13 protein-coding genes and 1 tRNA gene are annotated in these 22197 nt (G+C 61.8%); 6 read left to right on the top strand and 8 right to left on the bottom strand.

The genetic code is table 11. The annotated features are described in order from the left end of the window. Nucleotides 1–236: 236 nt before the first annotated feature. Complete coding sequence (locus tag ACRQEG_RS03410; RefSeq protein ID WP_274734265.1) at nucleotides 237–1061, top strand: DUF8757 domain-containing protein; 825 nt, start codon at nucleotides 237–239, stop codon at nucleotides 1059–1061. Here ACRQEG_RS03410 and ACRQEG_RS03405 read toward each other — a convergent pair. From ACRQEG_RS03405 to ACRQEG_RS03390, 4 genes are all read right to left on the bottom strand, one after another. Then, on the bottom strand, nucleotides 1032–1484 hold the full coding sequence (locus tag ACRQEG_RS03405) for a DUF488 domain-containing protein (RefSeq protein WP_274734266.1): 453 nt from the start codon (nucleotides 1482–1484) through the stop codon (nucleotides 1032–1034). The two genes, ACRQEG_RS03410 and ACRQEG_RS03405, sit on opposite strands and share 30 nt — an antisense overlap. A 122-nt stretch (nucleotides 1485–1606) precedes the next feature. Continuing rightward, nucleotides 1607–1696: transfer RNA gene (locus ACRQEG_RS03400), tRNA-Ser, on the bottom strand. Between the two features lie 188 nt (nucleotides 1697–1884). Beyond that, complete coding sequence (nrdF, locus tag ACRQEG_RS03395) at nucleotides 1885–2862, bottom strand: class 1b ribonucleoside-diphosphate reductase subunit beta (protein ID WP_375712897.1); 978 nt, start codon at nucleotides 2860–2862, stop codon at nucleotides 1885–1887. Nucleotides 2863–2982: 120 nt separating this feature from the next. Then, a complete protein-coding gene (locus ACRQEG_RS03390; RefSeq protein WP_274734267.1) occupies nucleotides 2983–4587 on the bottom strand; it encodes a trypsin-like serine peptidase in 1605 nt (534 codons plus the stop codon). A 160-nt stretch (nucleotides 4588–4747) separates the two neighbouring features. Here ACRQEG_RS03390 and ACRQEG_RS03385 point away from each other — a divergent pair, with 160 nt between their 5' ends. Further along, nucleotides 4748–7915 carry a DEAD/DEAH box helicase gene (locus ACRQEG_RS03385; protein ID WP_284891884.1) on the top strand — a complete coding sequence of 1056 codons (3168 nt, stop codon included), beginning with the start codon at nucleotides 4748–4750 and terminating at the stop codon, nucleotides 7913–7915. Nucleotides 7916–8025: 110 nt separating this feature from the next. Here the strand turns inward: ACRQEG_RS03385 and nrdE are convergent, their stop codons facing one another. From nrdE to nrdH, 3 genes are read right to left on the bottom strand one after another with little or no spacing between them, the layout of a single operon-like run. Beyond that, nucleotides 8026–10179 (bottom strand): class 1b ribonucleoside-diphosphate reductase subunit alpha, encoded by a 2154-nt coding sequence (gene nrdE, locus ACRQEG_RS03380; protein WP_375713884.1) that lies wholly within the window; start codon nucleotides 10177–10179, stop codon nucleotides 8026–8028. Next, nucleotides 10161–10559: a class Ib ribonucleoside-diphosphate reductase assembly flavoprotein NrdI gene (gene nrdI / locus ACRQEG_RS03375; RefSeq protein ID WP_016442132.1), complete on the bottom strand. Its 399-nt coding sequence runs from the start codon at nucleotides 10557–10559 to the stop codon at nucleotides 10161–10163. Before nrdI ends, nrdE begins: the two co-directional genes overlap by 19 nt. Nucleotides 10560–10601: 42 nt before the next feature. Further along, nucleotides 10602–10865 carry a glutaredoxin-like protein NrdH gene (gene nrdH / locus ACRQEG_RS03370; RefSeq protein ID WP_016442131.1) on the bottom strand — a complete coding sequence of 88 codons (264 nt, stop codon included), beginning with the start codon at nucleotides 10863–10865 and terminating at the stop codon, nucleotides 10602–10604. A gap of 488 nt (nucleotides 10866–11353) precedes the next feature. Here nrdH and ACRQEG_RS03365 point away from each other — a divergent pair, with 488 nt between their 5' ends. From ACRQEG_RS03365 to ACRQEG_RS03350, 4 genes are all read left to right on the top strand, one after another. Next, nucleotides 11354–12967 carry an L-lactate permease gene (locus tag ACRQEG_RS03365; RefSeq protein WP_274736463.1) on the top strand — a complete coding sequence of 538 codons (1614 nt, stop codon included), beginning with the start codon at nucleotides 11354–11356 and terminating at the stop codon, nucleotides 12965–12967. A gap of 95 nt (nucleotides 12968–13062) precedes the next feature. Beyond that, nucleotides 13063–13905 carry a (Fe-S)-binding protein gene (locus ACRQEG_RS03360; RefSeq protein ID WP_016442129.1) on the top strand — a complete coding sequence of 281 codons (843 nt, stop codon included), beginning with the start codon at nucleotides 13063–13065 and terminating at the stop codon, nucleotides 13903–13905. Next, a complete protein-coding gene (locus ACRQEG_RS03355) occupies nucleotides 13902–15644 on the top strand; it encodes a LutB/LldF family L-lactate oxidation iron-sulfur protein (RefSeq protein WP_274778618.1) in 1743 nt (580 codons plus the stop codon). The genes ACRQEG_RS03360 and ACRQEG_RS03355 overlap by 4 nt, the downstream gene beginning before the upstream one ends. Further along, complete coding sequence (locus tag ACRQEG_RS03350; protein WP_016442127.1) at nucleotides 15641–16291, top strand: LutC/YkgG family protein; 651 nt, start codon at nucleotides 15641–15643, stop codon at nucleotides 16289–16291. Before ACRQEG_RS03355 ends, ACRQEG_RS03350 begins: the two co-directional genes overlap by 4 nt. Nucleotides 16292–16389: 98 nt before the next feature. On the opposite strand, the gene ACRQEG_RS03345 is transcribed toward ACRQEG_RS03350, so the two are convergent. Continuing rightward, complete coding sequence (locus ACRQEG_RS03345; protein ID WP_284891927.1) at nucleotides 16390–22074, bottom strand: DUF7507 domain-containing protein; 5685 nt, start codon at nucleotides 22072–22074, stop codon at nucleotides 16390–16392. Between the last annotated feature and the right edge of the window lie 123 nt (nucleotides 22075–22197).

The following is a 22197-nucleotide window of genomic DNA, read 5'->3' as shown; positions in this document are numbered from 1 at the left end:
GCATCCGTCATAGTCATAGTTAATCCTCAATTTCTTAGTCAAATCAAGCATTTACACAAACCATTTGACACCCTCGTTTCGGTTTGTCTCGGCAACCCTACCTATCAAAGATCAGACCAGGTCCTCTTTGCGCTTGAGTCTAATCCGCCAGACCCGTGCAATCCAGCCCCTCCCTAGCGTCAGGAAAATCTTGTACCCTTGACTCACACCACCATCTTCGACGTGAAGGCACGCCCATGGATATCAGCAAAGCAAGGGAACTGGACCAGCTAGGTCGAGAAATCGACGTTTTAGTCGTTGTTAAAACAGCTCCCATCCCCTCAGAAAAATACAAGGAAACCGTGTGCGTTGCCGGAGTAGCCCTCGATCCGCTTCGCTGGGTAAGGCTCTACCCCATCGCCTTCCGTTATCTTGACGGCACCGACCGCTTCAAGAAATATCAAACTATTCGAGTATCCGTCCGTGCACCTAACGGTGATGATCGGGAAGAAAGCTTAAGGGTCACCGATGATCCTCAACCGCAAGATGAGCCTATTACCGGGTGGGACAAGAGAGCTATCTACCTCGACCCTCTTCCCGCTAAATCACTTTGTGAACTACGAACGGAAGCTAAGAGAAATCCGGCCGCGCAATCCCTTGCGCTTATCACGCCCCGCGCAACACCAACGATTAAAGTATCGCTTCACCCGGGCTGGAATGAACAGCAGAAAGCTGCACTGCGCAAATATAAAGACGAAGATATCTTCGGTAACAAGGGGCTCACCTTGGAAGCCCCGCGGTTTATTGCTCGGCTTGAATTTCGTTGCGTTTTTCCCGATTGCCCGAGTCATTCCTTGACCATCACCGACTGGGAAGCAGTAGCGCTGCAACGTCATTGGCCGCCAACGGTATCAATCGAGTATGCCCAGCAAGAATTCGAAAAGAAATTCATTAAACAACGTGAAACGTCCGGCCTTCCACTGCGGATTATTGTTGGCAACCAAGCCGCTCCGCACAAACGCCACAGTTTCCTGGTTTTAGGCATTTTTGGCTCAAGCCGCGAAGCGCTCGGCCTCTTCTAATACAGCACACGCTTCCTCAATCACGAGCTTTCGATGGCACTGCTGGTGATTGTCCTCGAAGCAGAGAACGAGGATCGTACCGTCATGTGCGAGGTCAGCAATCTCGTGGATGGCCACCTGCGCTTCCGGAGTGGTAAGTACTTCGTTGCGGAATCGTACGTAGGCGGCATGCGCTTCGGGAGTTCCAGGATGGGCGAAAGCTACCCGGTTATCTTTCGGATTACCGAGGGATCGCATATGAACATACCGAGTCCCCGTAGATTCAACCGCTTGGCGAAGCCGCGTTTTAGAGAATCCCTTCTTGCGGCTGATGGGAGTAAGCCGGATATCGACAACGGTATGGACTCGGTTAGCTTCCAGCGTGGCGAGCAGATCATTGATGGTTTTCCCCTCGTAGCCCCAGCCGAGAATAGTGGTGGCCATCGGTCGCACTCCTTCGTCTTACGTGGCCGGCCCGCGGGCCCTAAAACCTCATAGAACTTCAGTTACACACAAGCACGATGGCCGCGACGCCACAGGCAGACCTATGACGCGGGACATCACATTGGCGGAGACGGAGGGATTCGAACCCTCGAGCCGCTACTGCGACTAACACCTTAGCAGGGTGCCACTTTCGGCCACTCAGTCACGTCTCCATGCTCACCGGGAAAGCCTGAGCCAACCCGTGCAAGCCTTACTAGCGTACACGCTCACCGGGGCGCGATGCCAGTTTTTTCGCGGCGGAATTCGTCACGCACCGAATGCGCAATCACCGCCAGGCCGGCGCTGCGGCGTCGTACCGCACCTGCGCCGCAGGCCGCACCACCGCGAGCGCGCAAGCACGCTAGAAATCCCAGTCGTCGTCGGTAGTATCTTCCACTTCACCGATAACGTAGGAGGATCCCGAACCGGAGAAGAAATCGTGGTTCTCGTCTGCGTTCGGGGATAGCGCCGCCAGAATCGCCGGGTTGACGGCCGTCTGGTCCGGGTTGAACAGCGCCTCGTAACCGAGGTTCATGAGCGCCTTATTGGCGTTGTAGCGCAGGAATGCCTTGACGTCCTCCGTGAGGCCCATCTCATCGTAGAGGCTGGCGGTGTATTCTTCCTCGTTCTCATAAAGATCTTGGAGCAGCTCAAAGGTGTATTCCTTGAGTTCGGCCTTGCGTTCCTTGCTGGCTTTCTCCACCGCGCGCTGGTACTTGTAGCCAATGTAGTAGCCGTGCACGGCCTCGTCGCGAATAATAAGGCGGATGAGGTCGGCGGTATTGGTGAGTTTGGCGTGCGCGGACCAGTACATGGGCGCGTAGAAGCCGGAGTAGAAGAGGAAGGATTCCAGCATCGTGGAGGCCACCTTGCGCTTTTCCGGATCGTCCCCGCGGTAGTAATCCAGCACGATCTGCGCCTTCTTCTGCAGGAATTCGTTATTTTCCGACCACTGGAAAGTTTCGTCGATCTCGTCGGTGGAAATAAGCGTGGAGAAAATTGAGGAATACGACTTCGCGTGCACCGATTCCATGAAGGCGATATTGGTATACACCGCTTCCTCGTGCGGGGTCACCGCGTCCGGGATAAGCGAAACCGCGCCCACGGTGCCCTGAATGGTATCGAGCAGGGTCAGCCCGGTGAACACCCGGGTGGTCATGAGCTGCTCGTGCGGCTTGAGGGTATTCCACGACTGAATGTCGTTAGAAAGCGGCACTTTTTCGGGCAGCCAGAAATTCCCCGTGAGGCGGTCCCACACTTCGAGGTCTTTTTCGTCCTCGATGCGGTTCCAGTTAATGGCTTGCACAGAACTGACAAGTTTCAACTTCGGGGGGATCACAGTAGCTCCTTGGTAGCGCAGGTGATGCGGAATAGATGATGGTTAAGAACGACGACGCCGCTCGCGCCGCCACACCCCGCCCATTCTAGACGGTTGAATCGGTAAGCGGTGCGAGCCAGGTCATGAGGTGCGCGACCGGGGCTGGATACCTTGCTCGGAGATATCCGCATACTGCGTCGTCGTGCCATCGGTGCCGGTGACGGTGAGGGTGTCATCAGCGATACTCATCTTCTCCACATTGGTGAATTCGAGGGGGAGATACGGGTTGAGGTGCTCGGGGTGGCGCAGGCCGAAAAGCCCCGGATCGTGCCAGAGGATGAGGGCGCCATCCCGCCCGAGGGTGAGGATATCGGCCATGCCGGAGCCGTCCAGGTCCCCGGCCGCGAGAGTGCGGAGATTACGTAAACGGCGATCACGCCCACCGAGGATCCGCACGGAACGAAACGTGCGCGCCGCATTTAACTGGGATACCTCGCCGGTTTCTTCTTCGGCTCGCGGCAGGGTTTCCTCTCCGCTACCGGCATCCAGGTAGAGCGCGACCGCCCCGGAGGGCCATACGGTGAAAGCATCCGCGCGGTCGGGCTGGCCACCCAGGTAGCCGAGGACTTCATGCGCCGGTTTGCCGGGCTCCAGGGTGGCATCCTCCAGGGTGATACGGGCTTCTTCCAGCAGGTCAGCGATGAGGTTATCCATGGGGACGCCCACGGATTCGTCATCGGTATAGCCCCCGCCGTCCTGTGCCCCGCCGGTAATCGCCACAATGGCCCATTCCCCGCCCTCGTTCTGCTGGAGCCAGGGCCCGCCGGAGACCCCGGTGGGCATCCCGGCGCATTCGATATGGAAGTAATCCACGCCGTTCTCCGTGAACGTTTCGGTGGAATTGCGGCAGTGGCGCGGGTAGGCGGACGTGTAATTATCAGCCTCGAAGGATTCGGCCACCGGGTAGCCGATTACCTCAATATCGGGTTGTTCCGGGCTTACCTCCGCGATGGATAGCCCGCCGGTTACATCTTCGAGGAGGTTTCCGAAGCGGTCCGGGTCCGCGGTGAGGATGGCGGCGTCGTACCGATCCGCATCGTCATCATCGCTGTAATACGCATCGTTGATGACCACGGCGTCCGGGTCGATGCGCCAAATGCCGTGGGGGATATAGGCGGCACCCGCGATAATGGCGAATTGGGGCACAAAAACGGTGGCGGCGAAGGCATCTCCGGGCCAGCAGTGCGCGGCGGAAAGAATCTGGGAGCGGCCCGGGGTATCGAGCACCACGCCGGTGCATCCCCGAATCACCTGGGTGGTTCCCGGAACGACGTGGAAGAAGGTACCCACCTGCGGGATTCCCGGGAAGTTGTAGCCCGCCCCGGGCAGGCCCTCCCCCAGGCCGACGTCGCTCACCTTGGGATCGTCGCTCAGAGCAGCGTTCACAGAATCGGGAAACCCGGCACCGCGGTGGTAGGCGGCGGCCAAAACCCGGCCGTCCACAATGCCCGAGTCGTCAAATTCGGCATCGAGATCGCGTTGGCTAAGGTTGTCGCCGTCGTCTAAAACGACGGCGACGGCGTCGTCGCCAAAATTATCGTACGTAACCGGGCGGGGAATCGGAGCGGCGAGCACCGGGGCTTTGACCAGTGCGCAGCCGCCCACTAGCCCCGCTACCAGACCCAGCGTGAGCAGCGTGCCCAGTAGCACCGCCAGGGTGCCCGCGTGCCGATATCGATTCCTCACCTGCTCTGCCTTCTTTCTCCACGGGGCGATTCCGCGGAAGTGGCACCCATCCTACCGCGCCGCCCCGAACGCGACGCGCTCGGTTCGCCCGCCGGAGCCCGGCCCGGAGAACCCGGAGCCCGGACTTTCCCCATACCCGGATGCGTCTTAAAATTAAAGGATGGCCGGCACACTTCGCTCTGCTATCGCAGCGCTTACCTCGGATTTCTACGAGCTTTATTTCTCGCCTCCCACGATTGCGCGGGGGCAGAGATACGCGTTAGATGGCCACGTTCTTGATATAACCGAAACTGCCTACGGCATCTCAGCGCGCGTGCTCGGGAACGGGCACACCTATCGGGTTGTCGTTACCTCGGTGCATCCCCTCACCGCCTCCTGTTCCTGCCCGGTTTCAACGCGGTGTAAGCACATCGTCGCCACGTTGCTGATATACGCAGGCCGTGCGCGGGAGCGTTCGTGGACAACGCTGCTTGCCGATACCCTGGCCGCACACGAGCCTCGCCCGGTAACGCGCGGTCTCGGGCTTATCCTTAGCCGCAATACGGAAAGCGGGGCGGTCACGGGTTTGCTGCGCCCGACCCAGCGGAATCTCAACGGCGAGTGGTCACGCCGCACCACCACCTGGTCCACTATCTCCCCTTCGCGTGGCTACAGTTCTTCCGCGGAAAGCTTGGACCCCCTCCAGCTTGCGGCACTGCAAGAATTACATGATGTAGCCAAACGCGCCTCATTTTTTGATCCGAGTATTTCCTTGCAAAGTTTGGGTACCACGGCGATGGCCTATCTGGAAAATGCCCGCGATGCGGGGGTGGAGCTTTTTTGCGGGGATACCGACCAGCCGCTCCTCCTTGATAAAGCGCCCTGGGGAGCCCAGCTCAGCTTATCGGCCCGCGAACGCGGGAGCGAGGATCTGCTCTTGCGAGTGCTACCAGAAACACCGCAGGGCACCCCGGCCGCCGTTATCGAAGGCACCGAGCCGGCCCTCGCTATCAGCTACGAAAACGATTCCTACGTGCTTGGCCGGGTCAGCCCGAACCTGCCCGGCGCTCTCTCCGAAACCTTGGCCTCCGCGCAGCCCTTGCGCATCCCCGCCGCGGAAGTCCCCGTTTTTGAACTCAACCTCCTCCCTGCCCTGCCGCCCGATATCAGGGTTGTTTCCCCCGATGGCGCGTTCACGCCCCATCGTTTCTCCGAGCCGGTGCTGCACGCCCGGATCCGCCGCCCCGCGCCCGCCGAACTCACCAGTAGGATCACCGGGCCGTTCTTGCTGGAGTGGTACGCGGAACGCCAGCTGCTGGGTGCCGACGGCACGGAACCGAGCGACACACCAACGTTGTATACACCGCTTACCCGGGGAAGTGGCATCATGCAGCTGCCGCAGGACCAACTTCGGGCAGCTCAAAGGGCCTGGCTCGCAGCCAAGATGCCGGACCTCCACTTCCCGCGCGGCTGCAACCTGGATATCACCAGCTACCAGCACCTGCGCGAGGATATCGTTCCCGCCTGGCGCGCAGCCGGAATCTCGGTCACATTCGAGGAGAACGCGGACCTCACCGTCCTCACCGAGGCCCCGGTCCTCACCACCACCGTCACCGAGGATCGCGACTGGCTGGATCTGGGCGTGACCGTCACCGTCGGGGAGCACGAGGTCCCCCTCCCCGTCCTCTACGATGCTCTCACCAGCGGCACCTACCATCTGGTGCTCGGAGATGTGGTCATCCCGCTGGGAAGCGATTTCGATGCGTTGCGCCAGCTTTTGTACGACGCCGCAGCGCTCGGCACCGTCACCCCGGAAAGCATTTCCGTGCCCCGGACCCGGGTGCACGCCCTGGATCTATCGGCGCTGGCCAATCCGCAGGCGCTCACCGATGCGCTGGGCCAGCTTGATCACCTTGGCGAGGCGGTGCCGGTTCCCGAAACTTTCCAGGGCACCCTGCGCGGCTACCAGGAGGCTGGCTATTCCTGGCTCACCCACCTGGCGCGGGCTCACTACGGCGGCATCTTGGCCGACGATATGGGCCTGGGTAAAACCGCGCAGATGCTCGCCATGATCAGCGGCGAACGCGCGGAGGGCAAGTTGGAAGGCCCGGTGCTCGTGGTGGCTCCCACGTCCGTAGTGCCGGTCTGGCGCAGCGAAGCGGCCCGCTTCACCCCGGAGCTGCGCGTGCACACCATCACCGGCTCAGGTAAACGCCGTTCACAGGATGTGGCGGGTATTGCCGCGAGCGCGGATATTGTGGTGACCTCCTATACTCTGCTGCGCCTCGAGCGGGCGGAGTACGCGAAAGTGGAGTGGGGCGGGGTTATCCTCGACGAAGCCCAGGCGGTGAAGAATCCCAGCACGGTGGGCTATCGCGCCGTCGCCGCGCTCACCCGCCCCTGGACGTTCGCGGTTACCGGCACCCCGGTGGAAAATAGCCTCTCGGATCTGGCGGCCCTGCTGGCCCTCACCAGCCCCGGCCTGCTCCCGGGGCACGCGCGTTTCACGGAAAAATTCCAGAACCCCATTGAGAAATTCAATGATGAGGAGGCGGCCGCGCTGCTCACGCGCCTGGTGCGGCCCTTTATGTTACGACGCCGCAAAGCCGAGGTCGCCAAAGACCTTCCCCCGCGCACGGTCACCGAGCTCAGCGTTCCCCTCGCACCGGCCCACGCGCAGCGCTATCGCAAGCAACTGGAACGCGAACGCCAGGAAATCCTGGGGCTTATCGACGACCCGAACGCTAATCGCATCTCGATTCTGGCCTCGCTCACCCGGCTGCGGCGCATGGCGATTGACCCGGGCCTGGTGGATCCGCGCATTACCACCCCGCCAGCGAAAACCACGCTGCTCCTTGAGCACCTCCAGCAGATTATTCCCGAGGGGCACCGCGCCCTGGTGTTCTCCCAGTTCACTACCTATCTGGAACGTATTGCCCACCAGCTTGATCGAGAGGGTATTACCTATAGCTACCTGGATGGGTCCACCCGGGATCGCGCCGGCGCGATTGCGGCGTTCCGCGCTGGTAGCGCCCCGGTTTTCCTCATTTCCCTCAAAGCGGGCGGCACCGGGCTCACCCTCACGGAAGCCGATTATGTGTACATTATGGATCCGTGGTGGAATCCGGCCGCCGAAGAGCAGGCCATTGACCGCGCCCATCGCATTGGCCAGGATAAACCGGTCACCGTGTACCGGCTTGCCTCGGCGGATACCATCGAGGAGAAAGTCATCGCCTTGCAGGCGCGCAAACGCGAGCTGGCCGGCATGGTGGATGAGGCGGCCCGCGGGCCGATCTCCGGGGCGGATATCCGCTCCCTTCTGGAGCTCACCGGGCCGGAGGGCCGCTAGCTGGGCCGTCGTACCGCCACCCGCGCCCGCGCTTAAGCCGCGCGGGCCGGTTACGTTTCCACGCAACCGGCCCACCGTTCACTCACTCCGCGCGAGTAAACACCGCATACCTACAGCATGCAGGAGACGCAACCTTCCACCTCGGTACCCTGGAGGGCCGCCTGGCGGATACGCATGTAGTAGAGCGTCTTAATGCCCTTGCGCCAGGCGTAGATGTAATTGCGATTGACATCGCGCGTGGTCACGGTGTCCGGGTAGAACAGCGTGAGGGATAGCCCCTGGTCCACGTGCTGGGTGGCCACCGCGTAGGTGTCGATGATCTTTTGCGGGCCGATTTCGTAAGCATCCTGGAAGTATTCCAGGTTGTCATTAGTCATATACGGCGCCGGGTAGTACACCCGCCCGATCTTGCCTTCCTTGCGGATCTCAATCTTGGAGACGATCGGGTGAATCGAGGAGGTGGAGTGGTTGATATAGGAGATGGAACCGGTGGGCGGAACCGCCTGGAGGTTCTGGTTATACATCCCGTATTCCGCTACGTCCGCGGCCAGCTGCGCCCAATCTTCCCGGGTGGGGATATGGTGCGCCGCGAACAGCTCACGCACCCGCTCGGTTTGCGGGACCCATTCCTGCTCGAGGTACTTCGTGAAGTAAGCACCGTTCGCATAGGTGGAATCCTCGAAACCTTCGAAGCGCTCCCCCCGCTCCTTCGCCAGCAGCATGGAGGAACGAATCGCGTGGTAGGCCACCGTATAGAAATACATATTGGTGAAGTCGAGGGCTTCCTCGCTCCCGTAGAAGATCCGCTCGCGGCCCAGGTAGCCGTGCAGATTCATCTGCCCCAGCCCGATAGCGTGAGACATATCGTTGCCGCGCTTAATGGAAGGCACCGAATCAATGCTGGTCTGGTCGGATACCGCCGTGAGGGCACGCACCGCGATCTCCACGGTTTTACCCAGGTCCTCAGAATCCATCGCCTTGGCGATATTGAGAGAGCCAAGATTACAGGAAATATCCTTGCCCACATGCTTGTAGGAAAGATCCGCATTGTATTCGGACGGCTCGGATACCTGGAGGATTTCCGAGCACAGATTGGACATGGTAATCCGGCCCTTAATCGGGTTGGTGTTATTGACGGTGTCCTCGTACACGATGTACGGGTAGCCGGATTCGAACTGGATTTCCGCGAGGGTCTGGAAGAACTGGCGCGCATCAATCTTCGTCTTCTTAATGCGCTTGTCATCGACCATCTCGCGGTACTTTTCGCTCACCGAGATCTCGGTGAGCGGCTTGCCGTAGACCCGCTCCACATCGTAGGGGGAGAAGAGGTACATGGGCTCGCGGTTCTTAGCCAGCTCGAAGGTAATATCCGGAATCACCACGCCCAGCGAGAGGGTCTTGATACGGATTTTTTCATCCGCATTTTCGCGCTTGGTATCCAGGAATCGCATGATATCCGGGTGGTGGGCATGCAGGTACACCGCCCCCGCGCCCTGGCGCGCCCCGAGCTGATTCGCGTAGGAGAAAGAATCCTCGAGCAGCTTCATCACCGGGTTCACCCCGGAGGACTGGTTTTGGATGCGCTTAATCGGGGCACCCTGCTCACGCAGATTGGTGAGGTTGAGCGCCACCCCACCCCCGCGCTTGGAGAGCTGAAGTGCGGAGTTAATCGCGCGGGCGATGGATTCCATATTGTCTTCCACCCGCAGCAGGAAGCAGGATACCAATTCCCCGCGCGCCTGCTTACCGGCGTTGAGGAACGTGGGGGTGGCCGGCTGGAAACGCCCGGTAATCATTTCTTCCATGAGGTTGGTAGCCAGCTCGGTATCGCCATCGGCCAGCGCGAGGGCCACGATGCACACCCGATCCTCGAAACGTTCGAGGTAGCGAGTACCGTCCCACGTCTTCAGGGTGTAGGACGTGTAGTACTTGAAGGCCCCCATGAAGGTGGGGAAGCGGAACTTATGCGCGTAGGCCTTCTTGTAGAGGTCCTTGATAAAGGCCATATCGTAGGCCTCGAGCACGCGTTTTTCGTAGTACCCTTCGCGCACGAGGTACTCGAGCTTTTCTTCTAGATCGTGGAAGAACACGGTGTTCTTATTGACGTGCTGGAGGAAGTACTGCCGCACGGCTTCGTGATCCTTCTCGAATTGGATCTTGCCTTCGGCGTCGTACAAATTGAGCTCGGCGTTGAGCGAGTGGTAATCAACGAGCGAATCACCCAGGTTTTCCGAACCGGTATCCGTTAGTGTTGCGATGCCCAAAACTGTTCCAAACCTTCCTTAACCGTGGCAACGTCCGTGGGCGTGCCGAGCAGTTCAAAGCGATACATCATGGGGACGCCGCATTTCGCGGAGATAACATCCCCGGCGAGTCCGTAAACATCGCCAAAATTGGTATTTCCTCCGGCGATCACACCGCGGATGAGTGCACGGTTGTGTTCGTTATTGAGGAATTTGATGACGGGGCGCGGCACGGCGCCGCGATGGTTCCCGCCACCGTAGGTGGGGCAAATAAGCACGTAGGGTTCATCCACCACGGGTGTTTCGCCGTGGATGGGGATGCGCACGGCATCGTAGCCGAGCTTTTCCACGAACCGGTGCGTGTTATTTGTTTGAGAAGAAAAATAGACGATACGTGCCATCGGTTCTTTCCTCAGCGGGCGGCACGCGGCCGCACCGCCAGCTTAGGCAGTCACCAGGGTGGGTTCCGCGGTGGCCTGCGCGCCGGCCTTGAGCGCCTTGATTTCATCGGGGCGGTAGCCGGACCAGTGGCGGCCGTTCGCGATGACCACGGGTGCCGATTGGTACCCGAGGGCCTTGACCGCGGCGAGGGCCTCCGCATCCTGGGTGAGATCCACGAGCTCATACTCCAGCCCCGCCTTATCGAGCGCGCGCTTGGTGGCATTGCACTGCACGCACGCGGGCTTGGTGTAGACGGTAATGCTCATGAGGTCTCCTCAGTTTCGGATTGTCACGCTGTGTGCGTGGTGGAACGACTACAAGGCTAAACACTACACCTAGTGGCACCTAGAACAAAAGACCACTAGAACTTGTGGTTGTTACGACGCCGCCACCACTCCCGCTTTGCGCCCATTTCCGCGGTTTTAGGACTTAGGGCCCGCGCTTTGTGAAGCTGGTAACCACCCCGTCCGGCGTGTCACGCGGAGCGGACGGGCCGTCAGCTACATACCTAGCCACTCGCACAGCGCGCCGAATCGTTTAGCACATTTACTAGTTTTCCGCCAGAGTAAGGAGTCCCTTACTAGGTGTTTTGTGTGCAATATCACCTCTATTTATGTGCTCTCAATTTTTATCTTGTGACCTACGTCCGTACGATCTTAATCAGACTTAACCGGATTCGGATTCGACCGCCGTGACCAACGCTGCTCACCGACCCGCATCCGACCCGACCTCGTGCGATGGATAGGAGAACATCGTGGAAGCCTTTACACAAACTACCGCGCCGCTGGGGAGTCTCACCCTCTCCGCCCTCGTGGCCCTCCTCCCGCTCCTCACGGTGTTCCTCCTGCTGGGCGCCTTCCATATCAAAGCCCACTGGGCGGGCGTATGCGGCGTCGTCGTTGCGCTTGCCGTGGCGATTTTTGCTTTCCACATGCCCGCCGGCATGGCGCTGGCCGCCGGCCTGGAAGGCGCCGTCTTCGGGATCTTCCCCATCACCTGGATTGTTCTCACCGCGATTATCCTGTTCGAACTCACGGTGGCCTCCGGGCATCACGACACCCTCATGCAGGCTTTCGCGCGCCTCTCCCCCGATCCGCGCGCACTGGGCATTTTCATCGCTTTTAGTTTCTGCGCCCTCCTCGAGGCGCTGGCAGGTTTCGGGGCGCCGGTAGCAATTTGCGGCGTGATGCTGCTCGCCCTCGGTTTCGCGCCCTGGAAGGCGGCGCTCACGGTGCTGGTGGGCAATACCTTCGCGGTGCCCTACGGGGCAATGGCCACCCCCGTGCTCACCGGCGCGAACCTCACCGGCATTGATGCCGCCACCCTCTCCGCGCAGATCAGCGAACAAACCAGCGTGCTCGTCTGGCTCATCCCCTTCGCACTCCTCCTCATTATGGACGGCTGGCGCGGCCTGGCCCAGGTGTGGCCCCTGGCCCTGGCGGTGGGGGCGTCCTACGCGCTGAGCACCTGGTTCGCGGCCCGCACCCTGGCCCCCGGCCTGGTCAATATGGTGCCCGCGCTAGTGAGCCTGGCGGTGGGAATCGCGCTGCTGCGCATCTGGCAACCGCGCGGGAGCCGGGCCGCGGCCGAGCGCCTCACCGGCGCCGCACCCCGGCCGGCCACCGAACGGATCCGCCCCGCGGCCCTGGCCTGGGCGATCTTCCCCTACGTACTCATCGTGGCCGTTTTCGTCACCACCCAGATGGTGCCGGCGATCCGCGGTGCCCTGGCCGCCACGAATGTGACGATCCACTGGCCGGCCCTGTGGGCCGGGGGTGAGAATCTGGTGCGCGGGGCCGACGGTACGCCCGCCGCCTCCACCACCTACACTTTCGCCTGGTTGAGCTCCCCGGGCACCCTGCTGCTCCTGACCGCCCTGGTGCTGGCCGCCTGCTACCGGATGAAGCCGGGCGCAGTGGCACGCCTGATGTTCGCCCAGGTTTATAAGCTGCGCTGGACTTTCCTCACCATCGGTTCCGTGCTCGCCCTCGCCTACGTGATGAACCTTTCCGGGCAAACCCTCACGATCGGCACCTGGATTGCCGGAGCCGGTTCCGTATTCCCCTTCCTCGCCCCGATTCTGGGGTGGATCGGCACCGCGGTCACCGGTTCGGGAACCTCCACAACGGCGCTCTTCGCCAATCTACAGCACACCGCCGCCACCCAGATCGGGGCGGACCCGGGGCTGCTGGTTGCCTGCAATACCGTGGGCGGGGCCGTGGGCAAAATGATCAGCCCGCAAACCCTGGCAATTGCCACCGGTGGGGTGGATATGGTCGGCGAGGAATCCGTGCTGCTGCGCCGGTCTCTGCCCTGGGCCTGCGGCCTGCTCATCCTGCTCTGCCTGCTGGTTGGGTTCCTCGCCTAAATGAATTCCTGCCCCGCCTCAGTTCCGCGGGTGGCCGGGCACAGCGCCGCGCAGCGGCGCCGTCGTCGTAACAAAAACGAAAGAAAAGAGTTGATATGAGCCTGATTCCCGGGCCGGAACCGCGCAAGAAAGTTGCGGTTTTCGCCACCTGTATTAACGAGGTGATGTTCCCGAATACCGTGAATAATACCGCGGTGCTGCTTGAGCGGCTCGGGTGCGAGGTGGAATTCCCGCGCGCCCAGACCTGCTGCGGCCAGATGTTCACGAATACCGGTTATTTTGATCGGGCGCTGCCGAGCGTGCGGGCTTTCCTCGAAGCTTTTGAGGACTACGACTATATTGTGGGGCCCTCCGGATCCTGCGTGGGTTCGGTGCGCGAACAGCACGAGATGCTGGCGCTGGATGCCGGTGAAGATGAGCTGGCGCGGCGCGTCCACGAAGTGCAGAAACGGGTCTACGACATCAGCGAGTTCATCGTGGATGTGCTCGGGACGGTGGATGTGGGCGCGTATTTCCCGCATACCGTGACCTATCACGCCTCCTGCCATTCGCTGCGCGTGGCCGAGGTGGGTGATCGCCCCATTCGCCTGCTGCAGGCGGTGCGCGGGCTGGAATATATCCCGCTGGAGGATATGCGCCAGTGCTGCGGCTTCGGGGGCACGTTCTCCGTGAAGAACTCGGACGTGTCTATTGCGCTGGGGCGCGATAAGGCCCGGCACGTGCTGGAAACCGGGGCGGAATACGTGGCGAGCCTCGATAATGCTTGCCTCATGAATTTCGGGGGGATTCTCCACCGGGAGAAGAAACCCGTGCGCCCCATTCACATGGTCAATTTGCTGGTGCAGACCGCACCCGTTGGTGCGAGCGCCGGGGCGGGAACCGTAGGCGCTGCGGCTGTACCGGGCGCCGCAACAACCCCCACCGGGAGGATCGCATGAAAACACTGAAATTGGAACGCCTCACCCCGGCCCCGCCCGACGGGGATCTGCTTGATTCCCCGGCCTTCCCCAAGGCCGCGGTACGCGAGCTGGGTAACGAAACGCAGGCGAAGAATCTCCATCACGCCACCCACACCATTCGCGCCAAGCGGCAGGCGGTGGTGAGCGAGCTGGATAATTGGCAGGATATCCGCCAGGCCGGCGCCGATATTAAGAACCGGGTGGGGCGCCACCTCGATTACTACCTGGCAGAGTTTGAAAAGAACGCCACCGCGGCCGGGGCGCACGTGCACTGGGCGCGCGATGCGGAGGAAGCCAACCAGATCGTTATCGACCTGGTGCGCGCCACCGGGGAAAGCGAAGTCACCAAGGTGAAGTCCATGGTCAGCCAGGAAATTGACCTGAACGAACACCTGGAAGAAGCGCGGATCGCGGCGTGGGAAACGGACCTGGCCGAGCTTATTGTGCAGCTCGGGCATGACCGCCCCAGCCATATCCTCGTGCCCGCGATTCACCGCAATCGTAGCGAGGTGCGTGAGATTTTCCTGCGGGAAATGGGCCAGTACGGCACTCCCTGCCCGCCCGATGTGACCGATGAGCCGGCCGAGCTGGCCGCCGCGGCGCGCGTGCACCTGCGCGAAAAGTTCATGCGCACCAAGGTGGGGATCTCCGGCGCGAATTTCGCCATTGCGGAAACGGGTTCCCTGGTGGTGGTGGAATCCGAAGGTAATGGGCGTATGAATCTCACCCTGCCGGAAACCCTCATTTCCGTGGTGGGTATCGAGAAAATTCTCCCCACTTTCCAGGATCTCGAAGTGTTCTTGCAGCTGCTGCCGCGTTCGTCCACCGGTGAGCGCATGGCGCCCTACGGAACTATTTGGACCGGCGCGCGCGAAGGTGATGGCCCGCGCGATGTACATATTATTTTGCTCGATAACGGGCGCACCAAGGTGCTCTCCGACCCGGTGGGGCGCGCGGCGCTGCGCTGCATTCGCTGCTCGGCCTGCCTGAATATCTGCCCGGTCTACGAGAAAGTGGGCGGGCACGCCTACGGGTCAGTCTACCCCGGGCCTATCGGCGCGATTCTCAATCCGCAAATTCGCGGCCTGGAATCGGCGGTGGATCGCTCCCTGCCCTTCGCCTCCACCCTGTGCGGGGCGTGTAATGAAGTGTGCCCGGTGAAAATCCCGATTTCGAATATCCTCGTGCACCTGCGGCGCAAAGCGGTGGATAAGAAACGGGCCGAAGCGGGCCTGCGCCCGCATGTGGAACCGATCCTTATGGCCGGAGGCGGCTGGGTGATGGGCAAGGGCTGGCGCCTGGAGGCCGCAGCCCGGCTGGCCAGCGTGGGCGGGCGCGTGATGGGCCTGTTCATGCATTACATCGGGAATTGGCATATTCCCGGCGTGCACCGCTGGACCCGGGCCCGTGATGTTCCCATGCTGCCCAAGCGCAGTGCCCGCGCCACGTTCGCGCGGCGCAAGAAACGCGAAGCACGGCAGCTCAAGCGTTTCCAGAAAGAGTTGCAGAAGGGGCAGTTGCATCAGCTCGGTTGCGATCCAAATTTGATCGACGGCTCCCCCGCCGCTCCGCCCGCGCAGCTACCGCCCGGAGCCGGACAAGTGCCGCCCACCGCGACGCAAGTACCGCCCACCGCGGGGCAAGTGCCGCCCACCGCGGGGCCGGTTTCGCCCGCACCTGATATTTTCGGCCGCCCAACCACAGAGGAGCTGTCATGACCTCGGCACGCGATGAGATTTTCGCGCGGATTCGCTCCGCGCTCGGTGATGTGCCCTGCCGGGATCCGGAAGAATCCGCGATCAGCTGGGAATACAACCAGCCCACCGCCATTGAGGGCGACCTCGTGGATTATTTCCTCGAGCTCGTGGCCGATTACAAGGCCGACGTGGAGCGGGTCGCCCCGGAGGCGGTCCCGGCGGCTATCGTCGCCCACCTGCACGCCATCGGCGCGCGCTCCGTGGTGCTTCCCGCGGGGCTGGATTCTTCCTGGCGCGCGGCTATTGCGGAGGATGGTTTCCAGGTGTACGACGACGATAACCTCAGCGCCCGCCAGCTGAACGATATTGATGCGGTGGTGACGGCCGCCGCTGTCGGGGTGGCCAATACCGGTACTTTTGCCATGGACCATCGCGCCGACCAGGGCCGGCGTGCGCTCACCCTGGTACCTGATGCGCATGTGTGCGTGCTGCGCGCCGATCAGGTTGTTTCCAATACCCCCGAGGCGATGACCCGGCTCCAGGATTCGGTGCGCGATGGCCAACCGATTACCTTCGTGGCCGGGCCCTCCGCCACCTCGGATATCGAGCTGAGTCGCGTGGAAGGCGTGCACGGCCCACGCCAGCTGCACGTGCTCGTCGCCGGCTAAATAGGCGGGCGGCGCGGCCACCAGCACACCAGGGCCCGGCCGGGATCGTGATCCCGGCCGGGCCCTGCATGTTGTACCCGCGTTAGCGGTACTTCCCGCTAGTTAGCCTTTTCCCGCCGCCGCAGCGCTCCGCCTCCGGCCAGGAGGAGAATCGCGAGGGCGATGGGCATCGCAAGCTCAGCACCGGTGTGGCTGAGTTGCTTGCGGACTGGTGGTGCGGGCGGGATCTTCGTGTCCACACTGGCGGTCGCCGGTGTGGCCTTCTCGCCACTCGGGGTCACCGCGGTAACGGTAGCGGTATTGGTGACCGTCGTACCCTGCATCGTCGCGGTGATCTTCGCTCGGGCTTGCGCTACGAGCTTTTCTCCCGGTGCCAGCACCCCTGCCGCACGCGGCCAGGTGTACTCGATGGGCCCCAGCTCGCTCATAGGATCGTCGATAGTGATGCCGGTGAGCGTTGTTGTTCCGGTATTGAGCACCTCGAAACGATAGACAATCACGTCCCCGTCCACAGTTGCGGTTTTCTCCATCACCATTCCAGGGTGGCCGGTGATGGTGACACTACCGTGGCCACCGGTGCCCGGTTCGCTCGGGTCGCCCGGTTTGTTCGTCACGGTGTCCCCTCCGGGGGTCACGCCGGTGGCGTTGGCATCGTTGCGGACGGTACCCGCATCCACCTGCTCCTGGGTCAGCACCGAAGTAGCGGTAGCACTAGCTTTTTCACCCGGAGCGAGCACCCCGGCAGCACCCGGCCAGCTGTACTCAATCTCGGACAGACCCGGGAAGTCATCTTGAATGACAAGATCCCGCAGGGTGGTATTGCCGGTGTTCTCCAGCGTAAAGAACCAGGTAATGAGGTCACCCGCGCGCGACTTCTCCTTTTCTACGCTACCCGTCTTCACCAGGGTGAATCCGGGGCACTGCGGGAGAAGCACGGTTTCGGTTGCGCTATCGCGCACCAGCAACCCGCGCGCTGAGGTCGCGCTCACCTCCACGGTATTTTCCACCGCTCCGGCATCCAGAAGTTCCTGGGTGATGTGCGAGGTAGCGCTCGCAGTCACCGATTGACCCGGTGCGAGCACCCCGGCCGCACCCGGCCACTCACCGAAGGTCACCGCGCTCAAGCCGGGAAGCTCATCGCGCAGTGCCACCTCACTTAGCGTGGTGGTACCGCGATTAGCAATGGTGAAGGTCCACGTGACCTCGTCCCCGGCCCGCACGGTTCCAGCGGGGCGCGCGGGCGCGCTACCCTGCTTGATCACCTGGATCTGGGCACCGTCCGGGATACTCACCGTGGCGCTATCGCTGGCCGTAACCGCAACGCCGCGCGGATCGGTGCCGGTCGCAGTGGCGGTATTGTCCAGCGTGCCGCGGTCAATATCGGCCTGGGTAAGGGTGTAGGTTCCGGTTACCTGCTGGGAGGCACCGGGTGCCAGCGTTGCGATAGTGCCCAGCTCCCCGCCCAGTAGCGGATCTGCAATCGTCACGCCGCTCAGGGTCACATTGCCACTATTACTCACCTCAATGATGTACTCCACTTGTTCACCTGCGCGCAGTTGCGCGGGCGGCGTGGCCGTTTTTACCAAGCGCAATGCCCCGGTCCCGGGAAGCGGGGTCGTAACCGTGGCACTACCCTCCACCGCGGTACCATGCGGGGACGCGCCCGCGGCCGTGGCGGTATTTTCCAGCGTGCCGCGGTCAATATCGGCCTGGGTGAGGGTGTAGCTGCCACCCACCGTGCCGCTGGCTCCCGGAGCCAGGGTGGTGATGGTGGCGAGTTTCCCGCCCAACAGCGGATCGTTCACAATAATTCCATGCAGGGTGACGTTCCCGGTATTGCGCACCGCGATGCGGTAATGCACCTGCTCGCCGGCCGCGATGGTGGCCGGGGGCGTAGCGGTTTTAGTGACCGCGAGCGCCGGAGCTTCGGGAAGCGACACCGTCACACTACCCTGGGCACTCACCGCGGTTCCGCGCGGATCGGTGCCGGTCGCAGTGGCGGTATTGTCCAGCGTGCCGCGGTCAATATCGGCCTGGGTAAGGGTGTAGGTTCCGGTTACCTGCTGGGAAGCACCGGGTGCCAGCGTTGCGATAGTGCCTAGCTCTCCACCCAGCAGCGGATCCGTGATCGTCACGCCGCTCAGCGTCACGTTCCCGGTATTACGCACGTCAATGGAGTAGCGCACGTGCTCGCCGGCCGCGATAGTGGCCGGAGGCGTAGCAGTTTTGCTTACCGTCAGTGCACCGGCGGCCGGCAGCGGCGTGGTCACCGTCGCGGTGGCCTGCACCTGCGTATTGTGCGGCGAGGTTCCGGTCACCGTGGCGGTATTATCCACGCGACCCGCATCGATATCGGCTTGGGTGAGCGTGGCTTGCGCGGTTCCGGTGGCGACGGCGCCCGGCGCCAACATGCCCGGTTGGGCAGCATCAGGCCAGGTCATGACAAGCCCACTGACCTTCGGGTCACTCAGGGCCACCTGCGCAAGCGGAACGTTCCCGGTATTCGTCACGGTGAAGGTGTAGGTCACGGTATCACCGGCCGCCGCATTCGCACCCGTGCCATCGGCCGCGAGCGCGGCTGCCTTGGTGAGGGTGAGCGCGGGCTGGGCGTGGAAGAATCCGAAGTCTTGGCCTTCCAGTGTGGCCGCGCGTTCCACCGTTACCGCGGCGCTAGTGGCACCGTCTTTCCCCGCCGGTGAGTAGCTGGGTACGTAGCTGGCGCCCCCGTCAGTTACGGGTGGGGTGACGGAGATACGGTAGTTTCCGGCCAGGACATTATTAAAGGAGTAGGTCCCATCGGCTGCCGCCGTCGTTTCCAACGGAGCACCGCTGGGGCCCAGCACGGGGGCACCGGTACTGGCATCGAGGAGGCGCACGGTAGCGCCGGCCAGCGCGGTGTCATCCGCGCTGGCGCCGTCGTCGTTAATATCCACGGCGATGCGCCCGCTCACGGTGGCGGCGACCACGGTGGCACTTTGCGGTTCGCCTGCGGTGAGCGGAAGCGGCGAATGCGAGGCGGTGCGCAACTGTCCGGTCATCGTATTCGCGATGACCGCGCCGGCCTCAGCTTGCGGGGCTTCCAGGGTGAGTGCGTAGCGGGCACCTCCGGCCGGGCCCGTCGCGAAATCGTTGATGACGAAACGCAGTGCCGTGACCTGGCTGAGGTCCGTGGCAGCGGTGACTTCCTGCCACGTTACGCCCGCGGCCGGAGCTGCTCCGATGGTGCCGTGCGGTGCCGTGGTGTATTCGGCTCGCACATTGGCGGCCTCACCCTGGAGGCGTTCTACCCCGGTGAGAACCGGGGTCACGGTGGTGCCGCGACCGTCACCCACGTAGGGGAGTTCGTCCACGAAAATAGCGTGCCCCATGGAATCCATGGTGGTGTTGTACATTTCCAGCAGGTACGAAACCGGTTCGTTGCGCTGGACGTTGGGCGCGCGGAGCGTCTTGAGGTAATTCGCTCCCGCGACGAGCACCATGGTGACGTCCGTGGAGGTTTGGGCCTGCCAGCCGGCCTGATCGATCACGGCCCTCCAATACCATTTCCTCAGATCGTCACCGCGGAAATAGGAATCCAGATTGAGCTGGCCGGATTCGGGTAAATAGGGTCCCACCTGAAGGTTGACAGGAATCTCGGGCAGCGGCTGGCCCACGGGCAGTTTGCCGCCGTTGGCCACGTAATCGAAGAGGTACGGGGTACGCCCATCCGCGCAGAGGTTCGCATCGGTAGCCTTGCTCCCCTTCCAGGTGGTGGCATCCACGGGGGAGAGATCCACGTCCACCACTTCTGCGGGCAGGCACATGAGCACCTGTGCATGGGCAGCTGTGGTGTGGGGCGAGTTAGGAACGAGGAAGGTTTCAGGACGAACGGTATAGCGGTACTTATGATTTGTTTTCGCGACCGCTATACGGTTGCCCACAGTTCCGTCCGGATTAATAGTGGCCAGGGAAGAAGCCTGGAAACGCGCTTCGCCCACCGCCACGAAAATACGAACTCCGGTACCTTTGTACTGACTTCTTCCCTGGTACTTCGACCGCATACTCACGGAGAGGGGAACGCCATCATCAACAAAAACCGCGTCCGACGTTGCCACCGCTTGAACCGTTAAGTACATATGGTACCGATCTAGCGCAGCGGCCGAGCCCGTGCGTTTGGACAGCAAGTTGCCGTTATTCACTTTGGGGCGCGCTTGCAACGCAAAAACATCGCTAAAATCGCCGGAGTATTCCGAGAGCGGGCGGAATTCGCGCTGCTCCGGGCTACCTTTCGCGCCTGCTCGCACGTACAGGTCATAATCCGATTTCGGGATCTCATAGTAGCCATTAGCCGTTTCGCCAGGCATACCCTTGGGGTAGGGATCCCCGGGGATATCGCTGGTTTTCACGAACAGGCGCGCGGTGCGCGGATCTATACGCTGGTAGGCCGGGTCGCCCGGCTCAATGGTGACCTGGTTATCGGCCGAGCCCACGCTTTCGTATTGACCGCCCAGGCGAGTGTTATCCAGATACTGGTAGGCGATGCCGATCAGTGCATACGGAGTATTCGGCGGTACAACACCGTTATGACCCAAGCCCGGGCTCGTGCGCATCGCGTCCGGATCGCTTCCCTCCGGATTGCGACCGTAACGCGCAGTGGTATCCGTGATGAGCCGTCCCTCCGTTGGCCGATCAATCGTCCACGTGAGGGTTTCGGTGTTATTGAGCAGGTTTGTTTCGTGTAGAGGTTGTGAGGGCGACGACGCCGAGCTGCCCCGCGGGTTAACCGGAGCCACGGAACTGGTGAACGTCACGAGCGTCTTATTAGGTAATTTCGCAATGTCGGAAGCGGGAATCCACACCCGGTATTGTGCATAGGCTGCCGAATCCCCATCCCGGGCCTGCGCGCCCGTGAGGGTGAACTTTCCGAAAGAGTCCCCTTTCTCGGCGGTGATCCCCGACCGCACTGGAACTACCGCCCACCGCTCCGGCACGAAGGGGCGCGGCGCACTCGCTCCGGGTTCTTGCACCGTGATGTTAAATGTGACCGCGGTGGTGAGGGGTTTTTCAAATGTCCATCGATCAGAGAAGGGGAAGCTGTACTTCGGCGTGAAACCGAAGAAATTGCCCTTTTCCTTCCCGGAACCGAAATCATAGGAGCCTTCCCCGCGGTAGGTGGATGAGTCATCAACCGGATCACTCCCGTGCCCAAGATCGAAGTCAAGCTGCCCCACCACTTCCACCAGGCTGGGAGCACCGGATACCGCAATGGTGCGTGTGCCCTGCGCATCGGTGACCTCGAGTTCGGGACTGTAGGTGCTGCCCGGCCCCACCCCGGTTCCGGGCCGCGCAATAATGGGCTGAATCACCACAGCGGCTGTACCTGCACCGCCTTCATTACTCACCGTGGCGGTCAGGGTCCGCCCATCCGCACTCACCGTATAGGAGCGTTCCACTCCGTTCGATGTTCCTCCCAGCACCGCGTCAAGCCCGGGGCCCGTCTCCCAACTCCAGCCTTCCGGAAGGGTTTGTGAGATCGTGGTGGCAGTGGCATCTGATGCCACAAAGGCCCATTGGAAAGACACCCGTGAGCCATAGCCAACTTTGCCGTTCTTTGCCTCGGTATCGTAATCGCCATAGGTGTCATCACCGGTAATACTGACAGAGACATTGGTGAGCGTACCTGCTGCGGGAGCGGCGGAGGCCTGTGGGAGCACTCCCCACCCCAAGCTCAGAAGCAGCACGGTGCATAGCAGCGCAATAAGTGACCGCCGTGATGCCAGCGGCATCATTAAATGTCGATTCATCGAGCTTCCTTGCGTGAAAATGTGATGAGAAATTCCACCATCGGGTGGTTTTTGCTATAACCAGCTGTAATGAATGGTAGTGATACTTTCCTAATTTTTGGTGAAGCTTTAGCAACAAATTCG

The organism is Actinotignum stranguriae (genome assembly GCF_051265215.1).
Lineage (GTDB): Bacteria > Actinomycetota > Actinomycetes > Actinomycetales > Actinomycetaceae > Actinotignum > Actinotignum schaalii_C.
This window is presented reverse-complemented; position numbering and strand designations above follow the sequence as displayed.